General features: G+C 56.8%; 20 protein-coding genes and 2 tRNA genes. 13 read left to right on the top strand and 9 right to left on the bottom strand.

The window, feature by feature from the left end; all coding sequences use genetic code 11:
• Positions 1–444: tetratricopeptide repeat protein (locus FGF66_RS11530; protein ID WP_139457779.1), on the top strand; the 444-nt coding region annotated here is incomplete at its 5' end.
• A gap of 109 nt (positions 445–553) precedes the next feature.
• Here the strand turns inward: FGF66_RS11530 and FGF66_RS13055 are convergent.
• Together FGF66_RS13055 and FGF66_RS11520 are read right to left on the bottom strand one after the other, a co-directional pair.
• Entirely contained in the window at positions 554–679 is a 126-nt protein-coding gene (locus tag FGF66_RS13055) for a hypothetical protein (RefSeq protein ID WP_281279073.1), read from the bottom strand.
• Between the two features lie 85 nt (positions 680–764).
• Positions 765–1,421 (bottom strand): DUF2189 domain-containing protein, encoded by a 657-nt coding sequence (locus FGF66_RS11520; protein ID WP_170181356.1) that lies wholly within the window; start codon positions 1,419–1,421, stop codon positions 765–767.
• A gap of 223 nt (positions 1,422–1,644) precedes the next feature.
• Here FGF66_RS11520 and FGF66_RS11515 point away from each other — a divergent pair, with 223 nt between their 5' ends.
• Together FGF66_RS11515 and FGF66_RS11510 are read left to right on the top strand one after the other, a co-directional pair.
• Entirely contained in the window at positions 1,645–2,967 is a 1,323-nt protein-coding gene (locus FGF66_RS11515) for an LptF/LptG family permease (protein WP_139457778.1), read from the top strand.
• Positions 2,968–3,363: 396 nt separating this feature from the next.
• Positions 3,364–3,699: a DUF202 domain-containing protein gene (locus FGF66_RS11510; RefSeq protein ID WP_129050285.1), complete on the top strand. Its 336-nt coding sequence runs from the start codon at positions 3,364–3,366 to the stop codon at positions 3,697–3,699.
• Between the two features lie 52 nt (positions 3,700–3,751).
• Here the strand turns inward: FGF66_RS11510 and FGF66_RS11505 are convergent, their stop codons facing one another.
• Both FGF66_RS11505 and FGF66_RS11500 read right to left on the bottom strand, forming a co-directional pair.
• Positions 3,752–4,111, bottom strand: a complete 360-nt coding sequence (locus tag FGF66_RS11505; protein WP_139457777.1) for an acyl-CoA thioesterase — start codon at positions 4,109–4,111, stop codon at positions 3,752–3,754.
• A 110-nt stretch (positions 4,112–4,221) separates the two neighbouring features.
• Positions 4,222–5,880 carry an NFACT RNA binding domain-containing protein gene (locus FGF66_RS11500; RefSeq protein ID WP_246046681.1) on the bottom strand — a complete coding sequence of 553 codons (1,659 nt, stop codon included), beginning with the start codon at positions 5,878–5,880 and terminating at the stop codon, positions 4,222–4,224.
• Positions 5,881–5,916: 36 nt separating this feature from the next.
• Here FGF66_RS11500 and FGF66_RS11495 point away from each other — a divergent pair, with 36 nt between their 5' ends.
• From FGF66_RS11495 to FGF66_RS11485, 3 genes are all read left to right on the top strand, one after another.
• Complete coding sequence (locus tag FGF66_RS11495; protein WP_139457776.1) at positions 5,917–6,435, top strand: deoxycytidylate deaminase; 519 nt, start codon at positions 5,917–5,919, stop codon at positions 6,433–6,435.
• A 14-nt stretch (positions 6,436–6,449) separates the two neighbouring features.
• A complete protein-coding gene (gene ribD / locus FGF66_RS11490) occupies positions 6,450–7,571 on the top strand; it encodes a bifunctional diaminohydroxyphosphoribosylaminopyrimidine deaminase/5-amino-6-(5-phosphoribosylamino)uracil reductase RibD (protein ID WP_139457775.1) in 1,122 nt (373 codons plus the stop codon).
• Positions 7,572–7,657: 86 nt separating this feature from the next.
• Positions 7,658–8,059 carry a DoxX family protein gene (locus FGF66_RS11485; protein ID WP_139457781.1) on the top strand — a complete coding sequence of 134 codons (402 nt, stop codon included), beginning with the start codon at positions 7,658–7,660 and terminating at the stop codon, positions 8,057–8,059.
• 224 nt (positions 8,060–8,283) lie between these two features.
• Here the strand turns inward: FGF66_RS11485 and FGF66_RS11480 are convergent, their stop codons facing one another.
• Complete coding sequence (locus FGF66_RS11480) at positions 8,284–8,592, bottom strand: hypothetical protein (RefSeq protein ID WP_246046680.1); 309 nt, start codon at positions 8,590–8,592, stop codon at positions 8,284–8,286.
• 1,598 nt (positions 8,593–10,190) lie between these two features.
• Between FGF66_RS11480 and FGF66_RS11475 the strand changes: the two genes are divergently transcribed.
• The 7 genes from FGF66_RS11475 (at position 10,191) to FGF66_RS11445 (ending at position 19,137) form a co-directional block, all read left to right on the top strand.
• Positions 10,191–10,982: an ABC transporter ATP-binding protein gene (locus FGF66_RS11475; RefSeq protein ID WP_170181355.1), complete on the top strand. Its 792-nt coding sequence runs from the start codon at positions 10,191–10,193 to the stop codon at positions 10,980–10,982.
• A gap of 189 nt (positions 10,983–11,171) precedes the next feature.
• Positions 11,172–11,672 (top strand): thiol peroxidase, encoded by a 501-nt coding sequence (gene tpx / locus FGF66_RS11470; RefSeq protein WP_139457773.1) that lies wholly within the window; start codon positions 11,172–11,174, stop codon positions 11,670–11,672.
• Between the two features lie 203 nt (positions 11,673–11,875).
• Positions 11,876–13,831 (top strand): alpha-amylase family glycosyl hydrolase, encoded by a 1,956-nt coding sequence (locus tag FGF66_RS11465; protein ID WP_139457772.1) that lies wholly within the window; start codon positions 11,876–11,878, stop codon positions 13,829–13,831.
• A 217-nt stretch (positions 13,832–14,048) separates the two neighbouring features.
• Positions 14,049–14,699, top strand: coding sequence for a riboflavin synthase (locus FGF66_RS11460; RefSeq protein WP_139457771.1), 651 nt, complete (start codon positions 14,049–14,051; stop codon positions 14,697–14,699).
• Entirely contained in the window at positions 14,696–16,048 is a 1,353-nt protein-coding gene (locus tag FGF66_RS11455) for a replication-associated recombination protein A (RefSeq protein WP_139457770.1), read from the top strand. Before FGF66_RS11460 ends, FGF66_RS11455 begins: the two co-directional genes overlap by 4 nt.
• Positions 16,049–16,127: 79 nt before the next feature.
• Positions 16,128–17,702, top strand: a complete 1,575-nt coding sequence (locus FGF66_RS11450) for a tetratricopeptide repeat protein (RefSeq protein ID WP_139457769.1) — start codon at positions 16,128–16,130, stop codon at positions 17,700–17,702.
• 22 nt (positions 17,703–17,724) lie between these two features.
• Positions 17,725–19,137 (top strand): TolC family protein, encoded by a 1,413-nt coding sequence (locus FGF66_RS11445; protein WP_139457768.1) that lies wholly within the window; start codon positions 17,725–17,727, stop codon positions 19,135–19,137.
• Positions 19,138–19,497: 360 nt separating this feature from the next.
• Here the strand turns inward: FGF66_RS11445 and FGF66_RS11440 are convergent, their stop codons facing one another.
• The 4 genes from FGF66_RS11440 to FGF66_RS11425 all read right to left on the bottom strand — a co-directional run bounded on the left by FGF66_RS11440 (position 19,498) and on the right by FGF66_RS11425 (position 21,305).
• Positions 19,498–20,433, bottom strand: a complete 936-nt coding sequence (locus tag FGF66_RS11440; protein ID WP_139457767.1) for a class I SAM-dependent methyltransferase — start codon at positions 20,431–20,433, stop codon at positions 19,498–19,500.
• Between the two features lie 10 nt (positions 20,434–20,443).
• Complete coding sequence (locus FGF66_RS11435) at positions 20,444–20,968, bottom strand: HIT family protein (RefSeq protein WP_139457766.1); 525 nt, start codon at positions 20,966–20,968, stop codon at positions 20,444–20,446.
• 146 nt (positions 20,969–21,114) lie between these two features.
• A tRNA-Leu gene (locus FGF66_RS11430) sits at positions 21,115–21,198 on the bottom strand.
• A 25-nt stretch (positions 21,199–21,223) separates the two neighbouring features.
• Positions 21,224–21,305, bottom strand: a tRNA-Leu gene (locus tag FGF66_RS11425).
• Between the last annotated feature and the right edge of the window lie 239 nt (positions 21,306–21,544).

The raw sequence follows: 21,544 nt of genomic DNA, 5'->3' as shown, positions 1-21,544 counted from the left end.
GACCAGGGCGATCTCGACGGCGCTCTCAACGCTTTCCGTGAGTCGCTCGCCGTGAGTCAACGACTGGCGGCTTCCGATCCTTCACACGCCGGTTGGCAGCGCGATCTCAGCGTCAGCCAGGAAAAAATCGGCAACGTGCTCCGTGACCAGGGCGATCTCGACGGCGCTCTCAACGCTTTCCGTGAGTCGCTCGCCGTGAGGAAACGACTGGCGGCTTCCGATCCTTCACACGCCGGTTGGCAGCGCGATCTCAGCGTCAGCCTGACAAAAATCGCTGAAATCCACGAACAGCAAAGCGAGACGGCATTGGCCCTGCCGCTCGCTGAACAGAGCCTCTCGATCGACGAATGGTTGTCTGCGCTCGACAAGACCAACATCACCTGGCAAAAAGATGTTGAAGTGAGCCGCGAAATGGTCAACCGTCTGCGCGAAGCCATCCGGTAGCTCAACAACCGGGCGGGGAAAGAAAAAAAGCAGCTCCAAACATATGCTGGAGCTGCTTTTAGGTTTTTTGTGAACCCTCTGTTCAGTCAGGCGAATCGAACGGATCAGGTTAAACGCCCGCCAGCCCCCGCCAGTTCACGCCCATGCTTCCGATCGCCGGGAGCATCACCTCGCGCTTCGCCTTGCAGAACTCGGCATCGTCGATGCTGGCGAGGTTCACCTCGACGTTCGCCATGGCGCTCATTAGCCCGGCGAGGTAGCGCTTGAATATCTCGAACCGGGCGCATAGCCGGTGGGGGCATTCAGAGATCGTCTTATGTTCACCATTCCGCCGAGTGCAGGCCGACGATTTCCTTGTATGCAATCGCGGCGGCGCAGGCGGTTACCGGGGCGGTGACCAAGAGGCCGACGCCGAGGGCGAGCACTCCCAGCAGGTTGACGAGGAACAGCACGATCGCCAGAACGAAAAAGGCGAACCAGTTCTTCGTGACGATCTTGCGGCTCGTCTCCATCGCCTGCCAGAACTCCATGCGGTGGTCGATGATGAGGAAGGTGGTCAGTATGTAGCCGACGGCCAGATAGATGCCCGGCAGGAGAAGCAGCGCCATGCCTACGGCTACGAGGATGCCGCTTGCCAGTCCGGCCAGGAAGAGCGGCAGGAAGTAGTTGAAGCCCTTGAAAAAGTCGCTGAACTGGAGCGGCTGGCCGCTGACAAGCCTGAACGCCGCGACGCTGTAACCGGCATAGAGTGGCGCAGCCAAGGCCGAAAAGAGCAGCGAGCCGAAAACCCCCATTTTCGAACTCACGGCCGACGCCACGAAGATGACAAGCGTAAAGCCGATGAATTCGCCGATGTGTTCCCTGAACATCTCCCAGCCCTTCTGCACATAGTCTGAAGCGTTGACCTCGTAATCTTTCTCGATGAGTCTGTCGAACAATGCCGGATCGACTTTCTGTCCGAAATCAAATGGCGCCATGTTTACCCCTGTTTACTTGTTGAAATTGACCGGCAGCGTTGTCGGCCGTGTGCTATTACACGTAATTTATTCAACACTTGCGAAGGCGCAAAGCTTCTTTATGTATTCTGCCGAACCGCGCACGGGGCGGGCGCTATTGCAGAAAAAATGTTCCGCTGTATATTGTGAACGACCCGCTCTCCGGCAAGGGGAGCGCAACGTGCAAGGTGATAAACGGCATTCGATGAAAATTCTGGATCGATACATTCTCAAGGCGCATCTCGGCACCTTCTTTTTTGCGCTGGTAACGATCATTTTTGTGTTCATCCTCTCTTTCCTCACCCAGTTTCTCGAGCGGCTGATCGGCAAAGGTCTCGATTTCAGCATCATCGCCGAGGTCGTCCTGTTGCAGTCGGCATGGATGGTCGGGCTGGCCGTGCCGATGGCGGCGCTGGTTTCGACGGTCATGGCCTTCAGTACCCTCACCAACAGCTCGGAGCTGACGGTGATGCGCTCCGGCGGCATTTCGATCTACCGGCTCGTCGCGCCGGTGCTGCTCATCGCGCTTGCTCTTTCGCTTGCGATGGAGCGCTTCAACAACGTCCTGATGCCCGAGGCCAACTACAAGGCCAACGCCCTGTTTGCCGACATTACCCGCATGAAGCCTGGACTCGGCCTCGACAAGAACGCATTCTCCGATGTCATCAAGGGTTATTCCATCATGGTGCGCGACATCGACAACGAGACCGGCGAACTGAACGATATTGTGCTTTACGATCGCGGACGGTCCGATGTGCGCACCGTGATCATGGCGTCGAGGGGACGCATCCAGTTTACGCAAGATTACAGCCACCTCGTGCTGACGCTCGAAGACGGGCAGATTCACGAGCTTTCCCTGCCGCAGATGGACCGGTACCGGAAAATGGTTTTCGCCAGAAACCGTTACATTTTCGACGCGACCGGATACGGATTCGAACGCACCGATGAGCGGAACCGGCGTCGTGGGGGCAAGGAGCTTTCGGCTGCCGATCTCCTGTCGATGGCAAAAGCGTTTCATCTGAAACGCGACGTGGCGGAGAGTTCGATCGACAAGGGCATCGAGGAGTTGAGGAGAGAGATCGCGACGATTCGCAACCGGCCCGCTCTCGCTTCGACGCCGACAGCGTTGCCGCCCGCCGTGACGGGCCGGGCCATCGAGTTGGTCGATACGATGCTCGACAACGTGTCGCAGCGCATCGAACAGATGCAGGAGAACCGGGAATCGTTCAACGACTATATGATCGAGTATCACAAGAAATATTCGCTGGCATTCGCTTGCCTGGTGTTCGCCGTGGTGGGCGCGCCGCTTGGCGTCATGGCGCGGCGCGGCGGATACGGAGCGGGCGCGGCGCTCTCGCTCTTCTTTTTCGTGCTCTACTGGGTGCTTCTGATCGGCGGGGAAAAGATTGCCGAAAGAGGTCTGCTCGCACCGGCCGTCGTGGTCTGGTTTCCCAATGTCATGCTGGCCGCCGCTGGCCTCTTCATGATGTACCGCCTGAGCAGCTCGGCAAGCGGGTCAGGCCGGTGAAATGGTCGATGAATCGCCAGTCTGCCTGAAGGGCGTGGAGTTCGAGTCTTGCCTCAAGCGGCTCAAGGATTCTCGCTATCAGGGGAATCAGGATTAGGAAAAAACGGTGATTTTTTTATTGGTTTTTTGAGCACGGTTCTTGTCGGAAAAAAGAATAAAAATATATTACCGTATGACGCTAAATGTAAGAAGCGTGTGCTTTAAGAATCAGGTTTTAGATAATGCCCGACATACCTCACCCCGTCAAATCTCCATCCGTCCTCTTTGTTTCTCCATCGCTCATTGCTCTCGCTTCTCACGTTGTTTGTTCTTCACCTCTTGTTTTTCATCCGGCAGGTAGGGACGGCAAGAGTTTTATTACCGGTATTATACTTTGTTAACTTTTTTGTTTTGCTCATGATAAAGAAGTATCTGTACGGTTCGAAAGACACCGGGCCGACGATTTCACCTTATGACCGTTTTGAATCCGAGGAGTTGATCCTGCGTGACGAACTCGCCATCGACCGAACTCTGCTTGCCAATGAACGCACCCTGCTTTCTTATCTGCGATCCGGGGTGGCCATGATGATTACCGGACTGACGATCGTTCACTACGCCACGAAGATGTGGTTTATGTGGGCTGGCGTGGCGTGTATTCCGCTCGGCATCGTTACCGGCATATTCGGTATCTGGCGGTTCCGCAAAATGCAGGGCGCTATTTCGCGTACGCTCAGATGGACGCACAACGCATAAATATTCCGTCGCATCACGCTCCGAGGCCGCTTCAATGCGGCCCGCTTCATTTTCATCGAGTCGAAATCGCCTTTTTCCTGCCGTTCTCATCCACGCTGACGAAGGTTATCCGCGTCGTGAAGACCAGCTCCTTGCTGCCGGTGGTGATCTCCTCGCGGGTGACATCCACGATATATTCGACCGAGGTGGTGCCGATACGGTTCTTCTTCGACTCGAAGCAGAGAATCGTGCCCTGCCGGATGCTTTTCTTGAACTTGATGTTGTCCATGCCGACCGTGACGAAGTTGCAGCCGGGGTAGTCGAGGGTCACAGCGATGTAGCTGACCTCGTCGATCCATTTGAGCAGATTGCCGCCGAACAGAAACCCGAAGTGGTTGAGGTGTTCCGGCATCACGAGCTTGTGTGTTTCCATGGGAGGGTGGTGGGTTAAAAGTTGAGAAAATTGGAACTTATGGGGCTTGTTGGATGGAAGAGTGAAGGATGATTCTTCGCGACTTTATTCAATTCATAATTCATAATTCATCATTCTCTTAAGGGTTTGACCATCAGCACTTGCTCTCGTTCGATGATGACGTTGCCGGGGGTTTTGCGGTCTTTTTTGATGTATTTCTTTTGGGTGCAGATCACCGGCGCGAGTTCGGAGTGTTTTGCCGAGGAGTGCCAGGCGGCGATTTCGGCGGCGCGGCGGATCTCCGAGGCGTTGTGCATTCCCGCGCCCTTGAGCACGCAGTGCGAGCCGGAGGCTCCTCTTGCGTGAAGCCAGATGTCGTCGGGCTTGGCGAAGCCGAAGGTGAGCTTTTCGTTGTTCGCCGAGTTTCTGCCGATGTAGAGGGTGATTCGGTCGCTGATCGGGATCGTCCGGAACTGCGGCGTTTTGTCCTGCTCTTTCCGTTTTTTGCCGGAGGATGATCCCGCTTCGAGCACTTGCTGCAAGCGCTCGGGGGAGTCGGCCTCGTCGAGCTTGGCGAGTTTCAGGCGGAGCGTGTCGAGTTCCGCTCGCAATTCGGCGTGGCGGAGTTTTTGCGCTTCGGCTTTATTGCGATTTTTCGTCGCCTGCGTGAAGTACCATGCAGCATTTTCCTGGAGGTTGAGTCCCGTTTTGACGGGAATCACCACGTCGGGCGAGTCGGCATCGAAGAGGTTCGGCACCGTCACCGTGCTGCCCGAAGGCTCGACTGCGCCGATGGCTCCGGTGAGCAGGTGCCCGAACCGCTCGTTGCGCTGCGAAACCTCCTCCGGATCGTGCCCGGCGCTGGCGTTCAGCTCCTTTTCGAGCTTGCCGATTTTCGCCGCCAGCTCCCGTCGCATCTCGACGGCGCGTTCCCGCAAGTGCAGATGGCGATACATCTTGCGGCTGTAGTGGTTCAGCGCGTCGATGACGCTCTCGAACGTGACGGCCTCGTCGCCTGACTCCGGAGCGAAGAGCGAGAAGGCTGGCGGCTGGCCGGGATTTTCGACGACGCACGGGGCGGAGGAGGCGAGATCGTAGAAGATGGCGACGAACGCCTCGTGGAGTTGTTCGGGCGACTCACCCTCCGCAATCGCGAGGAGTCGCCGCACGAGCTTGCGGTCGAAGCCGGGCAGCATCGAGAGCAGTCGCTGGTCGAGCGGCTCTGTGCTGTCGCTCTTTTCGAGCTTTTGCCGGAACAGCGCCAAGTCAGCGGCGAGCTGGTCGAGCGCCCGGAAAAACGGTACGTCGGCCTCCGTCTCGTCGAACGGCGTGTTTTCGAGCTTCCGCGCATCCTTGAAGGCATCGACGATCCGTCCGTCGCGCACGAGCAGCATGTTGGTTTCGGCGCTGAACATCCGCAGCACGAGGGTGTGGCCGTCGTCGAGCGAGAAACCGATTTGCCGGTCGGCGGGCGAGATCACGACGCCGGTGATCTGTCGCTCGTAGATCCGGCTCATGATGCCCGCCGTGTTGCGGCTCTTGCGGTTCAGTCCCTCCCGCGTGAAAAGCGAGAAGCGCGGCGAGCGCACGGTGACGACGAGTTGCAGATGCTCGCCCTCCGGCGTGACGAAGGCGAGCGTGATTTCGTTTTTCTGCTGCGAATGGATTTCAAAAAGGTAGCCGCCCGCAAGACGCTGGTGCAACTCGGCGGCTGCGTGGTAAAGCGTGAAGTAGTTGCGGAGCATGGGCGTGAGTGGTTGCGCGGGCGCTTTCTTTCCTCTATTTTCCATAAAGTAAATCTGACTCAATGTATCAATTCTACGCTTATGCATGAAGAGGGCAATAGTGGGTGCTGCTGCGGCGCTTCGGGCGCAAGTGGTCAGCCGGAAGAGCGGCTTGGGTGGCACGAATATTTCATGAGCGTGGCGCACCTCATTTCACGCCGGGCGACCTGTACGCGGGGCCACATCGGCGCGGTGATCGTGCGCGACCACAACATCCTCTCGACCGGCTACAACGGCGCGCCCTCCGGCCTGCCGCACTGCAACGAGATCAACTGCAAAATCTACCGCAGCACCCACCCCGACGGTACCGTCGAGGAGAACTGCGTCAACACGATCCACGCCGAAATCAACGCCATCGGGCAGGCGGCCAAGCACGGCGTATCGATCAAGGACGCCGACATTTACATCACGGCCAGCCCTTGCATTCACTGCCTGAAGGTGCTCATCAATGTGGGCATCAAGACGATCTACTACGACAAGCCTTACAAGATCGAGCACATCGCCGAACTGCTGCGCTTGTCGGGCATCAGGCTCGTGCAGGTGAGGGCTGAGAATTGTTGAGCGGGGGGACGGGAATGGCGACGAATCCAGATGCGGCGGCGCGTCCGGAGGATGAAGGTTACATGCGGCGATGCCTCGAACTGGCCAAACGCGGCGCGGGCAGCGTGAGTCCGAATCCGATGGTCGGCTCGGTGATTGTCCACGACGGGCGTGTCATCGGCGAAGGGTGGCACCGGCAGTACGGCGGGCCGCATGCGGAGGTCAACGCCATAGCGTCGGTCGAAGATGAGACGATGCTTCGATACGCCACGCTGTACGTCAATCTGGAGCCGTGTTCGCACTACGGCAAGACGCCGCCGTGCGCCGATCTGATCGTCGAAAAGCGCATTCCACGCGTGGTCGTCGGCTGCCTCGATCCGCACGAAAAGGTGGCGGGCAAGGGGATCGCCAGGCTTCGTGAAGCCGGAATCGAGGTGACGGTCGGTGTACTCGAAGCGGAGTCGGAGCGGCTCAACGAGGCGTTCATGACCTCGCATCGCAAGGGCCGCCCGTTCGTCGCGCTCAAAACCGCGCAGACGCTTGATGGGCGCATTGCCACCTCGCTCGGCGGGTCGAAGTGGATCACCGGCGAAGAGTCGCGGCGGGAGGTGCACCGGCTGCGGTGCGTCTATGACGCCGTCATGTGCGGCGCTTCGACGGTGCTGGCCGACAACGCCGAGCTGACCGTTCGCCACTGCGCCGGGCGTCAGCCGTTGCGCGTACTGCTCGACCGGCGGCTTCAGGTTCCTGTCGAGACGCGAATTTTCAACGCCGAAGCGAAAACCCTCGTTTTCGCGTTGCGCGATGAGGCGGAGGAGTGTCTGGTCAGTCAGCTCGGAGCGCGGGGCGTCGAGGTGGCGACGGTCGGCGAGTCCGGCGGCGGACTCGATCTTTCCGAGGTATTCGCGGAGCTGCACAAGCGCCGGGTGCTCTCGGTGATGGTCGAGGGTGGAAGCCGGTTGTCCGCCTCGATGATCAGGTCGGGACTTGTCGATAAATATTACGTCTTCATCGCGCCGAAACTTTTCGGTGGCGACGGCCTGGCGAGCTTCGGCCCGCTCGACGTGACGCATCCCGATTACGCCATCAAACTCAGCTTCGCCGGTATCGAGAGGTTCGGCGAAGACATTTTACTCGAAGCATATCCAAAACACTGATGGCGGGATTTTTCAAAAGCGGCGGCAAGAAGAAAAGCAAAGGCGGCAACAATCGCGGAAGAGTCAACACTTCATCCGGAGGGTTCATGAACAATAACGATCTTGGCAAACTCCTGATCCGCTTGTGCGTCGGCGGCCTCATGCTGTTTCACGGTGTGCACAAGCTGATTCACGGCTACGGCTTCATCGCGGGCAAGCTCAACGCCGCGCACCTGCCTGCCTGGCTGGTCGCGGGGGTGCCGATGGGCGAGGTGGTCGCGCCGCTGCTGATCGTGCTTGGCCTCTACACCCGGCCCGCAGCGCTTGTCGAGGCAGTGCTGATGGGCATGGCCGTCTGGCTCGTGCACATGGGCCAGCTCGCTTCGCTGACCGATCAAGGCGGCTACGCTCTCGAACTGCAAGCCTTCTACTTTTTCGGCTCCATCGCCATCTTTTTTCTCGGCGCGGGTCGCTACAGCGTCACGAAAGGTACGGGGCCGTGGAACTGATGCGCCAGCAATGCTGAACCTCTCACTGAATTCTGCAATCCGCGCGAAATATGACGAATGGATTGCAGAATTCAGCTACCGTGAGAAGATCGCTGACAATGTTCAGAGAGAATAGAGTGAAATGATAGAAGAGCACTTATGAGTGCCAGAAAAAGTATTGGTATTCCTTGCAAAAACGAGCGCCGCCAGAACGCGCATGGCATTTTTCCGGCGATTACGAATCGTCAGGCAGCGCAGACTTTCTGAAGTTTGACAATCGCCGCTTTTTTTGCCCGAACGCCTTCGTCCCACTCGCTGCCGAACATGGCGGCTTCACTGAGCTTGTCCATGATCGCGGTCAGGGATTTGATTTTTCGCCTGTCTGCACTGGCGATTTCAGTTTTTACTTCGATTTTTAGAATTTCATTCTGCACACACTGGATTGCATCGAGAAATTTATCCTCTTCGATATGCTTGAGGATGAGTTGTGCTACACTTACTGTCATAGACGAAACGTGGTTATATTTTGAGTCGCGGCACGAATTCACTCTCATGCCATGACACGATGATTGAAACAGGAGAAAGGGAAATCTTTTGAGTGCTTACTTCGCGCGCACTATGCGCTCTATATACGAATCTGTATGAAGCGAATATATCAGATACAAATAAAATTTGCTAATCGTTTTTTTAAGACCTTGAAATAAACGCGGCGACAATCTCCAGATTTTGTGACAGAAACTTCCGCTCAGTCAATAAGGTTCAATATTTCAAGCAGTTAGGGAGAGTAGTGTTGCGGCGCCTTGACTGACTGACAGAGGCCGTTGCCCGGTTTTTTCTCGCCATGCCTGCGCAAGCCACCATGACTCAGCGCTGTTCAGTTTTGCGTCACCACCATCCGGCAGCTTCAATCGATCCGCGCCTTGTGTCCTTGCTGACGGGTTTAGCCGTACCCATGCGGGAGATGCTCTGTGTTTGGATCTCTGTTAAAAGCTCCACATTTCCAGGTTTCGGCGGTATTGACAATCATTGACTGAAGCGAATGAACCAGCCCATGGTTACTCTGAAGAGTATCGATAACGAATACTAATTTACACCCTGAGCCAATCGATTGCTGGTAATTTTCCGCAATGAGCGACTCTGAGGCTCGACTTCGCGGACGGGCAATGAAAGCCGCGAAGAAACGTCGATCAATATCCGAACCGGTATGTCAGCAGGAACTCAAAAATCTGAAAACGGTGGTTTTGCTGAAACATAAGATTTTCAACTATTAAAGGCAAGCAATTTTATCTGTTCAGAAGCATTACAATGGAAACGCACTGTTATTACTTCGTTTCTGTATCGCAAAAGCATACCAAAATGACGCTGACGCCCATATGACTGATGAAATACGCTGACGTCATGGTGCCACCTGACAAATGAGTACCGCAGAACGCTTCAATGCCAGTTATTCTGTGCTTTAAGGGGCAGATGCCCGTTATGCGAAAAGTGCTGAAAAAATGGCTGAATCAGTCACAGGATTTTTGGAATTCTTATCAACCGTTGATAATCCTGAAACTGGTCTGATAACGGTAAAGACTTATGGAATAAACATTTATGTGCGCTTTTTTGGTTTCTGACCGTCACCGCAGGCAAGGATTGCCTCTTTGACCATTTGAGCCGGTTCTGCAATCCGGTTTTTTACGTAGCCATGTATTACAGAACTTGTCCTGCCGCGAAATCTGACGCCCTGCCTGTTTTAGCTCAATGACAATTGGTTTGTATTTTCTTCGCTGAATACGAGAATTTGAAGGAATCAGGGTTTGTTCCGGTGTGCTCCGGGCATCAGGGAATAAAGGAATGAATTTAAACTGGTAATTCACCAGTTGGAAATATGCTAAAACAGCATTTCGATGTTGATTCCATTCATAGCATTATTTTCTATGAATTAAAAGCAGTTTTGTTTCTACAGTATATTTCGGCAGCTTTTCTTTGTCGATATTTCGATCACGGCAGGTGTGCTTACAGATCAGGTATCGGCAGTGACTTGGCGCAATTGCTGGTTTTGATTGACAATCTGTCGCTTGTGCGGTACCTTGTTTTATAGAATAACACCTCAAACGGCGCAAGTTTCGTGTTTGCATCGGAGGGAATAAAGAACATCATCGCAACAGCATTGAATCACGTTTTTGAATTCAGCAATGTCAGCGCTTACCGAAACGGGACGCTGGTGTTCGACGGGCTTGACCTGAGTATCCGGAAAGGGGAAAACACGGCGATTCTCGGGCCGAACGGGTCGGGAAAGACAACGCTGATGAAGCTGATTTCGCGGGAAATTTATCCCGTCTGGTCGGAACAGAGCCGGATGCTGGTCTATGGCCGCGACCAGTGGAACGTCGAGGAGCTGCGCTCGCGGCTTGGCATCGTATCGCATGACCTGCAACAGAATTACGGTACTCACGCCAAAGGACGCGACGTGATTCTGTCGGGCTACTATTCGAGCATCGACATCTGGCCGCATCAACTTTTCGGTGCTGCTGAGATCGGGCGGGCCGAGGAACTGATGCGGCGCCTCGGTATCGAGGAGCTTGCCGACCGGCCCTTCGGCAAAATGTCCACCGGCCAGCAGCGCCGCTTTCTGCTTGGCCGCGCGCTGGTGCATCGACCGGAAGCGCTCTTGCTCGACGAGCCGACCAGCGGCCTCGACATCACGGCGTCATTCCACTACCTTGACAAGGCGAGGCGGCTCATGCAGCAAGGCATTCAGCTCATTCTCGTCACGCATCACATTCACGAAATTCCGCCGGAGATTACGCGAGTCATCTTCATGCGCAAAGGGCGCATCGTGGCCGACGGCGACAAGGAGGCCATTTTGACCTCGTCCGGCGTCTCCAGCCTGTTCGACTGCGGCGTCGAACTGATCGAACGCCACGGGTTTTACTTGCCGGTACCGGCAGGTGAATTATGAATTATGAATGTTGAATTATGAATTGAAAGAGGGTGGATTAGTTTTCCTCGATTATCCTATCAGACTTATCAGACCCATTCGACCTCTTCGTCCTGTTCTTTTTTTCTCAAGGAACGGAACACCGTTGCTTCCGGTTTATGGTGCAAGTGCTTTTGAAATCTTCTTCTAACCACTCAATTTATATCCATCATGGCAACCATCACGCTCAAGGGAAATTGCATTCAGACCGTCGGTGAGCTTCCGGCAGTCGGCAGCCAGCTCCCTGGCTTTTGCCTCGTCAAGAGCGATCTTTCGGAAGTCTCTCCGGCTGATTTTGCTGGCAAGAAGGTCGTGCTGAACATCTTTCCGAGCCTCGACACAGCGGTTTGCGCGGCGTCCGTACGGCGCTTCAACAAAGAGGCTGGCGAGCGGGGCGACGCTGCCGTGCTCTGCATCTCCGCCGATCTGCCGTTTGCGCAGGGGCGGTTCTGCACCACCGAGAGACTCGAAAATGTGGTGTCGCTCTCGGTGTTCCGTTCGCCAGAGTTCGGCGCGGAGTATGGCCTCACCATCACCGATGGGCCGCTCAAAGGCTTGCTCTCCCGCGCGGTGATCGTTGCCGATGCTTCCGGCAAAGTGCTCTACGCCGAGCAGGTTCCCGAGATCGTGCAGGAGCCGGATTACGACAAGGCGCTTGCCGCGCTCGCCTGATTTTCTGCTTGCGTTTTTCTCTCCGGAGCCATGCCGTCTGATGATCGCATGGCTTTTTTATTTCTTCCCGAATTTTCATTTCAGCAACAGAATCGTCCCTGCGATTTAGTCGGAATTACGTTCGTATTTCATATCTTTTTTTGACATTGTTCCCGCTTGATTTCCGGCGTTTCTACTTTTCAAATAAAGCAAATCTGAAATCCATGCAACCCCACGCTTCTCCCGCAGCTTCGCCGGTCGAGCGCAGCCTCGCCGAGATTCACCTCGCTGACCTGACCGCAGGCAAAACTTATCATCCCTCCCCGGCTACCTGGGAAGATGAAGTACTCTATTTTCTTATGCTCGACCGTTTTTCGGACGGCAGGGAGCACGGCGGCTTCAATGATCTCGACGGCAAGCCGCTCCCGGTGGGCAAGGCTCGTACGACGCCGCTCTTCCGCATCGAAGCCGACGCGAACAATGCCGAGTGGCAAAAATGGTTCGAGGCTGGCCGGGGGTGGTGCGGCGGAACCATCGCGGGGATGCGCGACAAGCTCGGCTACCTCAAGCGGCTTGGCGTGACGGCGATCTGGGTCAGCCCGGTGTTCCGGCAGGTGACGGGCAGCGATTGCTACCACGGCTACGGCATCCAGAACTTCCTCGATGTCGATCCCCGCTTCGGTACACGCGAGGAGTTGCGCGAGTTCGTGGCCGAAGCGCATGAGAGCGGCATCCGGGTGATTCTCGACATCATTCTCAATCACGCCGGCGACGTATTTTCCTATCAGGATAACCAGCAGTATTTTTATCACGAGGGGTGGCAGTGGCCGGTCAAGGGCTACCGGATGAAGCAAGGCGATGCTGGCAGCATTCCGTTCGACGCGAGCGGGGAGTATCCCGGAATCTGGCCAGACGGGGCGATCTGGCCGGTGGAGCTCCAGAGCGAGACGACCTGGACGCTGAAGGGTGAAATTCGCAACTGGGACGGATTTCCAGAGTATCTCGAAGGGGATTTCTGCTCGCTCAAGGATATCGATCACGGCTTCGGGCTGAACGATCCTTCCCTGAGCTGGGACCTCGAACGGCGCATCAGCCTGTTCCGCCCCTCGGCGGCGCTCGATCACCTCGTGAAGGTCTATCGCTTCTGGATGGCGTACGCCGACATTGACGGCTTCCGGCTCGACACGGTCAAGCACATGGAGCCGGGCGCGGTGCGCTACTTCGCCTCGTCGATCCACGAGTTCGCCCAGTCGATCGGCAAGGAGAACTTCACGATCATCGGCGAAATCACCGGCGGGCGCTCCTACGCCATGCAGATTCTCGACGTGACGGGCCTCGACGCGGCGCTTGGCATCGGCGACCTGCCCGACAAGCTCGAATTCCTTGCCAAGGGGTGGCGCAGCCCCGGCAACCCGGAGACCGGCGAGCAGGAGGGGTACTTCGACCTGTTCCGCAACAGCCTGCTCGACGGAAAGAACAGCCAGCAGTGGTACTCGAAGCACATCGTCACCATGATCGACGACCACGACCAGGTGGGCGAGCAGCGCAAATACCGCTTCTGCGGCGACTCCCTGAACAGTTGGAAACTCCTGAAAGCCGCGCTGGGGCTGAACCTCGCCACCGAGGGGATCAGTTGCATCTACTACGGCACCGAGCAGGCGTTCAACGGCGCCGATCCGCGCAGCGACGACTATTCGTACGGCGACGTGTTCCTGCGCGAGTGCATGTTCGGCGGGCCGTTCGGCTCGCTGCAAAGCACGGGGCGGCACTTCTTCAACGAGGAGCACGAGGTCTATCGCTTCGTGGGCAGGCTGGCGGAGTTCCGCAAAGGCGAGATTGCCCTGCGCCGGGGACGGCAGTATCTGCGGAAAGTTTCGGCGACCGGCAACGAGGGGGAGTTTTTCTTTCCCCAGCCAATGAACGGCCAGATGCGCTGGGTAGTAGCCTGGTCGCGCATCATCGCCGAAACGGAGTGCCTGTGCGCCATCAACACCAGCCTCGAACGCGAACTGACGGTGTGGGCGGTGGTCGATCACCAGCTCAACCCGCCCGGCAAGTTGATGCAATGCGTCTTTTCGTCGTCGCCGGAGCAGGAGGGTGCTGAAACGGAGGTGATGCCGATCTGCGGCTCGTCGGTGCGGATCACCGTGCCGTCCGGCGGTTTCGTCGTCTATCGCTGAGGCGCGGCGTTTGTCGCGAAAATTGAGCAAAGTGGCGGAGTCGGGAGCTTTTCCGGCCCCGCCTTTTTTGTTACTATATTCATGGCCGGATTGTCCCGAAAGCCGGGAGCGCCAAGATCGAAGTAGGTCACGATTCCGAAGAAGAGGACGGCTCTTGTGGCCGCCCTGTCATGATTAGAGCAAGCGAATCGACACAAAAAACGACAGTAATAAATATATGTTCACAGGAATTGTCAAGGATATAGGAGCGGTCGAGGGTACCGCGCGACAGGGGAGCGGGGTGCGGCTGAAGGTGCGGTATACTTCGCAGGCGGAGTTTGGCGATTTGTCCATCGATGAGAGCGTGAGCATCAACGGCGCTTGCCAGACGGCGGTGGCGGTCGGGCCGGGGTGGTTCGAGGTCGATACGGTGGCCGAGACCCTCAAAAAGACCACGCTTGGCGCGTTTCGTCCGGGTACGCCGGTCAATCTCGAACGGGCCGTGCGCCCGATGGATCGCCTCGGCGGCCACTTCGTGCTTGGCCATGTTGATGGCGTCGGGCGCGTGACGCGCATCGAGGAGGTGGGCGGCAGCCGCATGATTTCGGTGGCGTTCGACACGCGCTTCGACCAGTGGATCGTCTCCGCTGGTTCCATCGCCATCGACGGCGTGAGCCTCACGGTGGCCTCGGTCGAGCCGGGGCAGTTCACGGTGGCGATCATTCCCTACACCTTCGGCCACACCACCATCACCGGCCTCGGCGTCGGCAGCGAGGTGAACCTCGAATTCGACATCCTCGGCAAGTACGTCGCCCGGCAGAACTCCGCAGGTACTCCGGCGGAGAGCCGCATCACCGAATCGTGGCTGAGTGGCCAGGGGTTTGCATGAAGCCTGAAGAGCCGCAACAGCCCGACCTCTTCGGATTTCCGTCCGGCAAGCGATCCGACGCGAAGCTCTTCCAGCCGCTCGCCGAACGGGTGCGCCCGCGCCAGATCGACGAGCTGTTCGGCCAGGAGCACCTCGTCGGCGCGGCGGGGCCGATCCGGCGCTATATCGAAGAGGGGCGGATTCCCTCGATGATCTTCTGGGGGCCGCCCGGCTCCGGCAAGACGACGCTCGCCGAAATCTGCGCTGGGTCGCTGAACTACCGCTTCGAGCAGCTCTCCGCCACCGACGCGGGCGTCAAGGATGTGCGCCGCGTACTCGAACTCGCCCAGAAGAGCCGCTCCATCGACGGGCGGCAGATGCTGCTTTTCATCGACGAAATCCACCGCTTCAACAAGGCGCAGCAGGATACGCTGCTGCACGCCATCGAGCAGGGCCTCGTCGTGTTGATCGGCGCGACCACCGAGAACCCGTCGTTCGAGGTCAACCGGGCGCTCCTCTCGCGGATGCAGGTCTATATCCTCCAGCCGCTCGGCGACGACGAGGTGCGGCGGGTGGTCGAACGCGCCATCGCGGACGATCCGGCGATGAAGGCCGCCGGAGTCGAGGTGCGCGACATGGAGTTCCTGCTCGCCTACGCCGCCGGTGACGCCCGCAAGGCGCTCAACGCGCTCGAAGCCGCCGCCTCGCTCGTGCCGCGCGGAACCTCGCCGGTGGTGATCGACCGCAAGCTCTTCGAACAGGCGCTCCAGCACCGCGCGGCGGCGTACGACAAGGGGGGCGAGTCGCACTACGACACGGTGTCGGCCTTCATCAAGTCGATGCGCGGCTCCGACCCCGACGCGGCGCTCTTCTGGATGGCGAAGATGATCGACGGCGGCGAGGATCCGAAGTTCATCGCCCGGCGTATGGTGATCTTCGCCAGCGAGGACATCGGCAACGCCGATCCTTACGCGCTGACACTCTCGGTGGCGGTGTTTCACGCCGTCGAGCTGATCGGCCTGCCCGAAGCGCGGATCAACCTCGCGCAGGGGGCGACCTACCTGGCCTCGTGCCCGAAGTCGAACGCGAGCTATGAGGGGATCGGCGAGGCGTTGTCGGACGTCAAAAGCGCGGGCGCGTCCGCCGTGCCGCCGCTCCACCTGCGCAACGCCCCGACCGACCTGATGAAGGAAATCGGCTACGGCAAAGGCTACCGCTACCCGCACAACTACCCCGGCCACTTCGTCGAAGAGCACTACTTCCCCGAACAGATGGAGCCGAAAGCCTACTACCGCCCGACGGGCGAGGGCCGCGAAAAGTTCATCCGCGAACGGCTGGAGGCTTTGTGGAAGGATCGCTATCGCGAGTAATTGCAATGGATTGGGTTAGATGGTATATTTTTAAAGGATTCTCAAAAAACCTCGGCTTCCTGAATCTGAATGCCATGAGATGAGCGAGACTGAAAAAAGAAAAATCAGGGTTTTCATCGCCTCGCCGGGTGATCTGGTCGAAGAGCGCCGGAAATTCCGGGATGCAATCACAGTGCTCAACATCGGCTTTGGTGACGGCGCGAATGTTGAATTTATCCCTTTGGGATGGGAGGACACGCTGGCCTCAACTGGTCGGCGAAGTCAGGGCGTTATCAATCAGGATATTGACGCCTGCGATGTTTTCATTTTAACGATGCACCGCCGCTGGGGACAATACGCTCCCGACGCAGCGCCGTATTCTTCGTATACCGAGGAGGAGTTTCACCGGGCGTTGGAACGGTGGAAGAAGTCGGGTTCACCTGAAATTTTCGTGTTTTTCAAGCGTGTCGATGCAGCATCGGAGGCTGATCCGGGAGTTCAATTAAGCAAGGTGATAAAATTCCGCCAGCATCTTGAAGAGACACGCCAGATTCTTTACCGCTATTTCGATTCCCCTGAATCTTTTCTCAATGAAGTTGATACTCATCTCCGAGCTTATGCGAAAGGTGAATTGCCGAAAGCAGAAGAGCGTGATGATGCGGTTGTGCTTCCGATAGCGGCACTTGAGGAGGTCGAGAAAGCGAAACAGGTTGCGTTGCAGAAAACGGAAGAGGCAAGACAGGCGAATGATAAGGCTGAGATAGAGCGTTTGAAACGGGACGCTTTGGAGTTACAGATGGCTAAAGATGCCGCGAAACTTGCGAAAGAGGGAAAGATCGAATTTGCGAGGGAAAAGTTTACGAAGCTGGTTACTGAGACGACAAACTTACGGATACTTTATCTGGGATATGAATTTTTTCATCGCACAGGTGATTTGAATTCTGCTTTCAGGGTTCTTGAGAAATGGCTCACTCTTAGTGGTGCTGAAAACAAAACTGAAGAAACTGCGGTTGCCTTTGGCAATCTCGGGATATTGTATAGAATGCGAGGCGACCTTGACCATGCGGAGGAGATCCATAAAAAGGCACTGGTCATCAATGAGGAGCTTGATCGAAAGGATGGTATAGCCATTACCTATAGTAATCTCGGAATTGTATATGAAAAGCGAGGTGATCTTGAAAATGCTGAGAAGATGTACGAAAAGGCACTGGTCATCAATGAAGAGCTTGGCCGAATAACGGGTATGGCTATCGTCTATGGCAATCTCGGAATTGTATATGAAAAGCGAGGTGATTTTCAACGTGCGGAGGAGATGTACAGAATGGCGCTGGCGATTAATGAGGCGCTTGGTCGAAAAGAGTACATGGCCAATCAATATGGCAACCTCGGAAATTTGTATGCAACGCGAGGCGACCTTGATCTTGCAGAAGAGATGTATAAAAAAGTATTAGCCATAGATGAAATACTTGGAAGAAAAGAGAGTATTGCCAATGCGTATTCTAATCTTGGAATTGTGTATAAAGACCGAGGAGACGTTAAAATGGTGGAGGAGATGTATCAGAAGGCAATCGTTCTTTTTAAAGAAATTGGCTCGCCAATAGAGAAAGAAGTCACTGAGTGGTTACGAGAGTTAAGAGACGGCGAATCATCATCCGAAGGTGATACCGAAGCATAAAATCACAACAAACAGAAGTCCCATGAATTGTTACCCATACATCCACAACCTGCGCAGAATAATCGCATTGCTTGTACTCTTTTTCGCGTGCTCGATTTCCGCTCACGCAGCGGACGCCCCGGAGCCATCGGCGAAACAGCCGCTGGTTATCAGCCTTGACGATGCGGTTCGGATTGGGGAGCAGCATAACCGGGAGCTGGAGATTGCGCGGCTCGATAAGCGGATGGCGGGGCAGAAGGTTCGGGAGTCTTGGGCGGAGGTGCTGCCGCATCTGTCGTCGAGTTTGACTTACACCCGCACACTGAAGCCGTCGGTGATGTTTTTGCCGGTGGGCGCGTTGACCGGCAATCCGTCGCTTGGCACACAGGCAATCGAGATCAGTTCGGACAACTCGTCCATCGCCTCGCTCAATCTCAGCCAGAATATCTTCAAGCTTTCGGCCTTCGCGGGCATCAAGGCCGCCGGGCTGGTTCGCCAGATCAGCGACCAGTCGTTTCGCCAGACCAACGCCGGGGTGGTGACTTCGATTCGCCGCGCCTATTACGACGTGCTGATCGCCACCGAAAAGCGCAAGCTGGTCGAGCAGAGCATTAGCCGCTGGGAGGCGGCTCGCAAGGACACCAACGCGCTCTTCCGGCAGGGCGTGGCCGCCGACATCGATACGCTCAAGGCGTGGTTGTCGGTCGAGAATCTCAGGCCCGACCTGATTCGCGCACAGAACAACGAGGCCATCACCGCAACCAATCTGAAGCGGGTCATGGGCATTGATCAGGAGACGCCGCTGACCCTGACGAGTTCGCTCGCCTTCCACGAAATCGCCGTGCCGCATAGCGTGGCTGCGGCGTACAGCGAGGCGCTCGACAAGCGCCCGGATGTGCGGAGCCTCTCGCTCCAGGCCGAAGCCGAGAACGCGAAGGTGATGGCCGCCCGATCCGAGGGGCTGCCGGTGCTGAGCGCCTTCGGGCAGCTCGAGGCGCAGACGCAGTTCAACGACGGCACCTCGCTCGACGCCACCCGCTGGCCGGTTTCATCGACGGCTGGCTTGCAGCTTTCGGTGCCGATCTTCTCCGGCTTCGCCACGAGCGCGAGGATTCAGCAGGCCAAGATCGAGCGCTTGCAGACCCGTACGCGGTACGAAGACCTGAAGTCGCAGGTGCGGGCCGACGTCGAGGTGCGCCTCTCCAACGTCATCGAAGCCCGCAAGCGCATCGACGTGCAGTCGAAAACCATCGCCGTCGCCGAGCGCAGCTACCGCATCACCTTGCTCCGCCTGCGCGAAGGCATCGGTTCCCGCCTCGAACTCACCGACGCCGAGTTGCAGCTCGACACCGCCAAAACCAACTACCTGCAAGCGGTGTACGACTATCTCGTTGCGTCGGCGGAGCTGGAGAAATCGCTGGGCCGCATCGATCCCGCGGTCGAGGCGAAGATGTGAGGGGGTGAATTTAACGGAAAGGCTTCGATCCGAGATCAAGCGATTGATGCGGAAAGAGGTTGGGCTAAAGCCCTGAATTTTATTATCCGTTGTTTTATCCCCGGCTTGAAAGCTGGGGCAATTGGGCAGAGTGTATTATTATCTCGGGTAAAAATCTTAACAATTGCCCCGGTCTTTAGACCGGGGTTCATGGGTAACACAAAATAAATCTGGGCTTTAGCCCAATATCTTCAGTTGGCTCATTGGCCATATTTTGCGTCCGAGCAGTAACGCCGGAAAAGGTTGGGCTAAAGCTCTTGATTTTGGGATTTGCTGATTCTCCCCGGCTTGAAAGCCGGGGCAATTGTGGAAAGCTTCTTATTACCCCTTCATCCTCACCGCCCGGACGACCATGCTCGACGCAAGTCGCGGGTCGCGGCCAGACGCGAGGGAGCGGATGGCGTTGGACGCTGCTCGACTCGCCGCGCCGATGCCGAGTGGGCGTCCGTTGATCGTGCGATCCAGTTTTTCGCTGAACCAGACGTTGTAGAGCGTGTCGGGAATCCAGGTGCCAAGGTCGAGCACTGAGAAGCCGTGCTTTTCGAGTAGCTTGCCGAGCGTTTCCGGCGTGAAGTGGTAGAGGTGGCGCGGGGCGTCGAGGGCGATCCAGTTGGGGCCGTAGCGCCGGGCGTCGTCGCTATCCAGGTTTGGCACGGCGATGATGAGCTGGCCGTCGGGCGTCAGCAGCTCGCGGGCGCAGTCGAGCGATTCGCCGAGGCGGTGCAGGTGTTCGAGCGTGTGCCAGAAGACGATGCGGTCGAAGCGGATGTCGAAATCGCTCTCCTCCAGCCCGGCTTCCGAAACGCAGAGTCCTGCATTTCTCGCGGTGTCAGCCGCCTGCCGGTCGGTCTCAACGCCGAAAAGATTCGTCAGCGGGATGCCGTAATCGCGATGAATCCGCATGAGCAGCCGTCCGGTAGAGCAGCCGACTTCGAGGATTCGTACCGATTTGGCCGGTTTTTCGAGTCCTTTCATCACGATTTTCGCTTTTCCGCCGAGCAGAAGTGACGTAACGGCGAGCCAGGTGCGGTCGCGCAGGGTGCGGGCGTTTCCGGCGTGAAGAAACGGATCGTAGGTTTCGGCGGGGTAGTGGGCGGCCATCTCGTCCACTTCGGGCCGGGGGTTGAGCATCACGAGGCCGGAGGCCGTCGAGCGCACGAGCCGCCACGACGGGCCGCGCAGGTCGAAGCGGTCGGGGGCTTGCATCAGCGGGAGGAACTCCCTGCTTCCGGTGATTGGGCAGGGGACGGTTTTCATTACGCGGGAACTACGGCTTCTCTTGCTCGCTCTGGAGCTTCAGGATCGCCTCGCGGAGCTGGATGTAGGTTTTGCGGAGGTCGTTGCTGAGCACCTTGGTTTCGCCGAGCACCGGCATGAAGTTGGTGTCGCCCTCCCAGCGGGGCACGATGTGGAAGTGGATGTGCTCGTCGATGCTGCCGCCCGCCACCCTGCCGAGGTTCGCGCCGAAGTTGAAGCCGTGCGGCTTGATGGCGATTTTCAGCGCCTCCATGCAGAGGTTGGACATTTTGAAAATCTCGACCATTGTCTTCTCGTCAAGATCACTGAATTCCGGCGTCTGCAAATAGGGAATGACCATCAGGTGGCCGCAGTTGTACGGGTAGAGGTTCAGGATGGCGAAGCAGAACTCACCCCGGCAGAGGATATAACGCTCCTCGTCTTGTTCGGGCGGAATGTCGGCGAAGACCGATTTGCCCTCTTCCGGAACGATCGGTTTTTCTTCCTTGAAGCTCTGCATATAGACGTCACGCCACGGTGAGTACATTCTTTGCATGGGGAATTTCTGCTAATCTGTTGCGCTATCCGGTTGCTGCGTTTGCCCCGGTTTGCCGGGAGCCATGACGATTATTAGAGTTTCCGGGAATGCCGTGGAGGCAGACAAAAAAGAGATGCTGTCGAAAGACCGGAATGCCGGTCGTGTACCAAAGGTGGGACTCGAACCCACACGAGCTTGCGCCCACTGGATTTTGAGTCCAGCGCGTCTACCAGTTCCGCCACTTTGGCATGAGTCCAATGAACAAATGAACAGTGCGAGAGAAGGGACTCGAACCCTTACGCCTCACGGCACTAGTTCCTAAGACTAGCGTGTATACCAATTTCACCACTCTCGCTATTCGGAGGGCTAATATACAGCGTTCGTGACAATTATAAATATTAAAATCGAATTTTCCTGATTCTGACCGGCGGAGATTTCCGATAATCCGAAAAATCCCAATCGAAACGACGGCGATCACGATTTCGATTTCGATGAATAGCCTCGAACGCAGGTGGGCGGGTCAGTGAGATAAAGTGTGTAAACGGTCATAGATTCCACTCATGAAACAAGGAGCAAAACTATGACCAGAAAGAA

The sequence above is a fragment of the Chlorobaculum thiosulfatiphilum genome (genome assembly GCF_006265165.1).
In the GTDB taxonomy this organism is placed as follows: domain Bacteria; phylum Bacteroidota; class Chlorobiia; order Chlorobiales; family Chlorobiaceae; genus Chlorobaculum; species Chlorobaculum thiosulfatiphilum.
The sequence above is the reverse complement of the archived record's forward strand: the minus strand, read 5'-3'. Positions and strand labels throughout refer to the sequence as shown.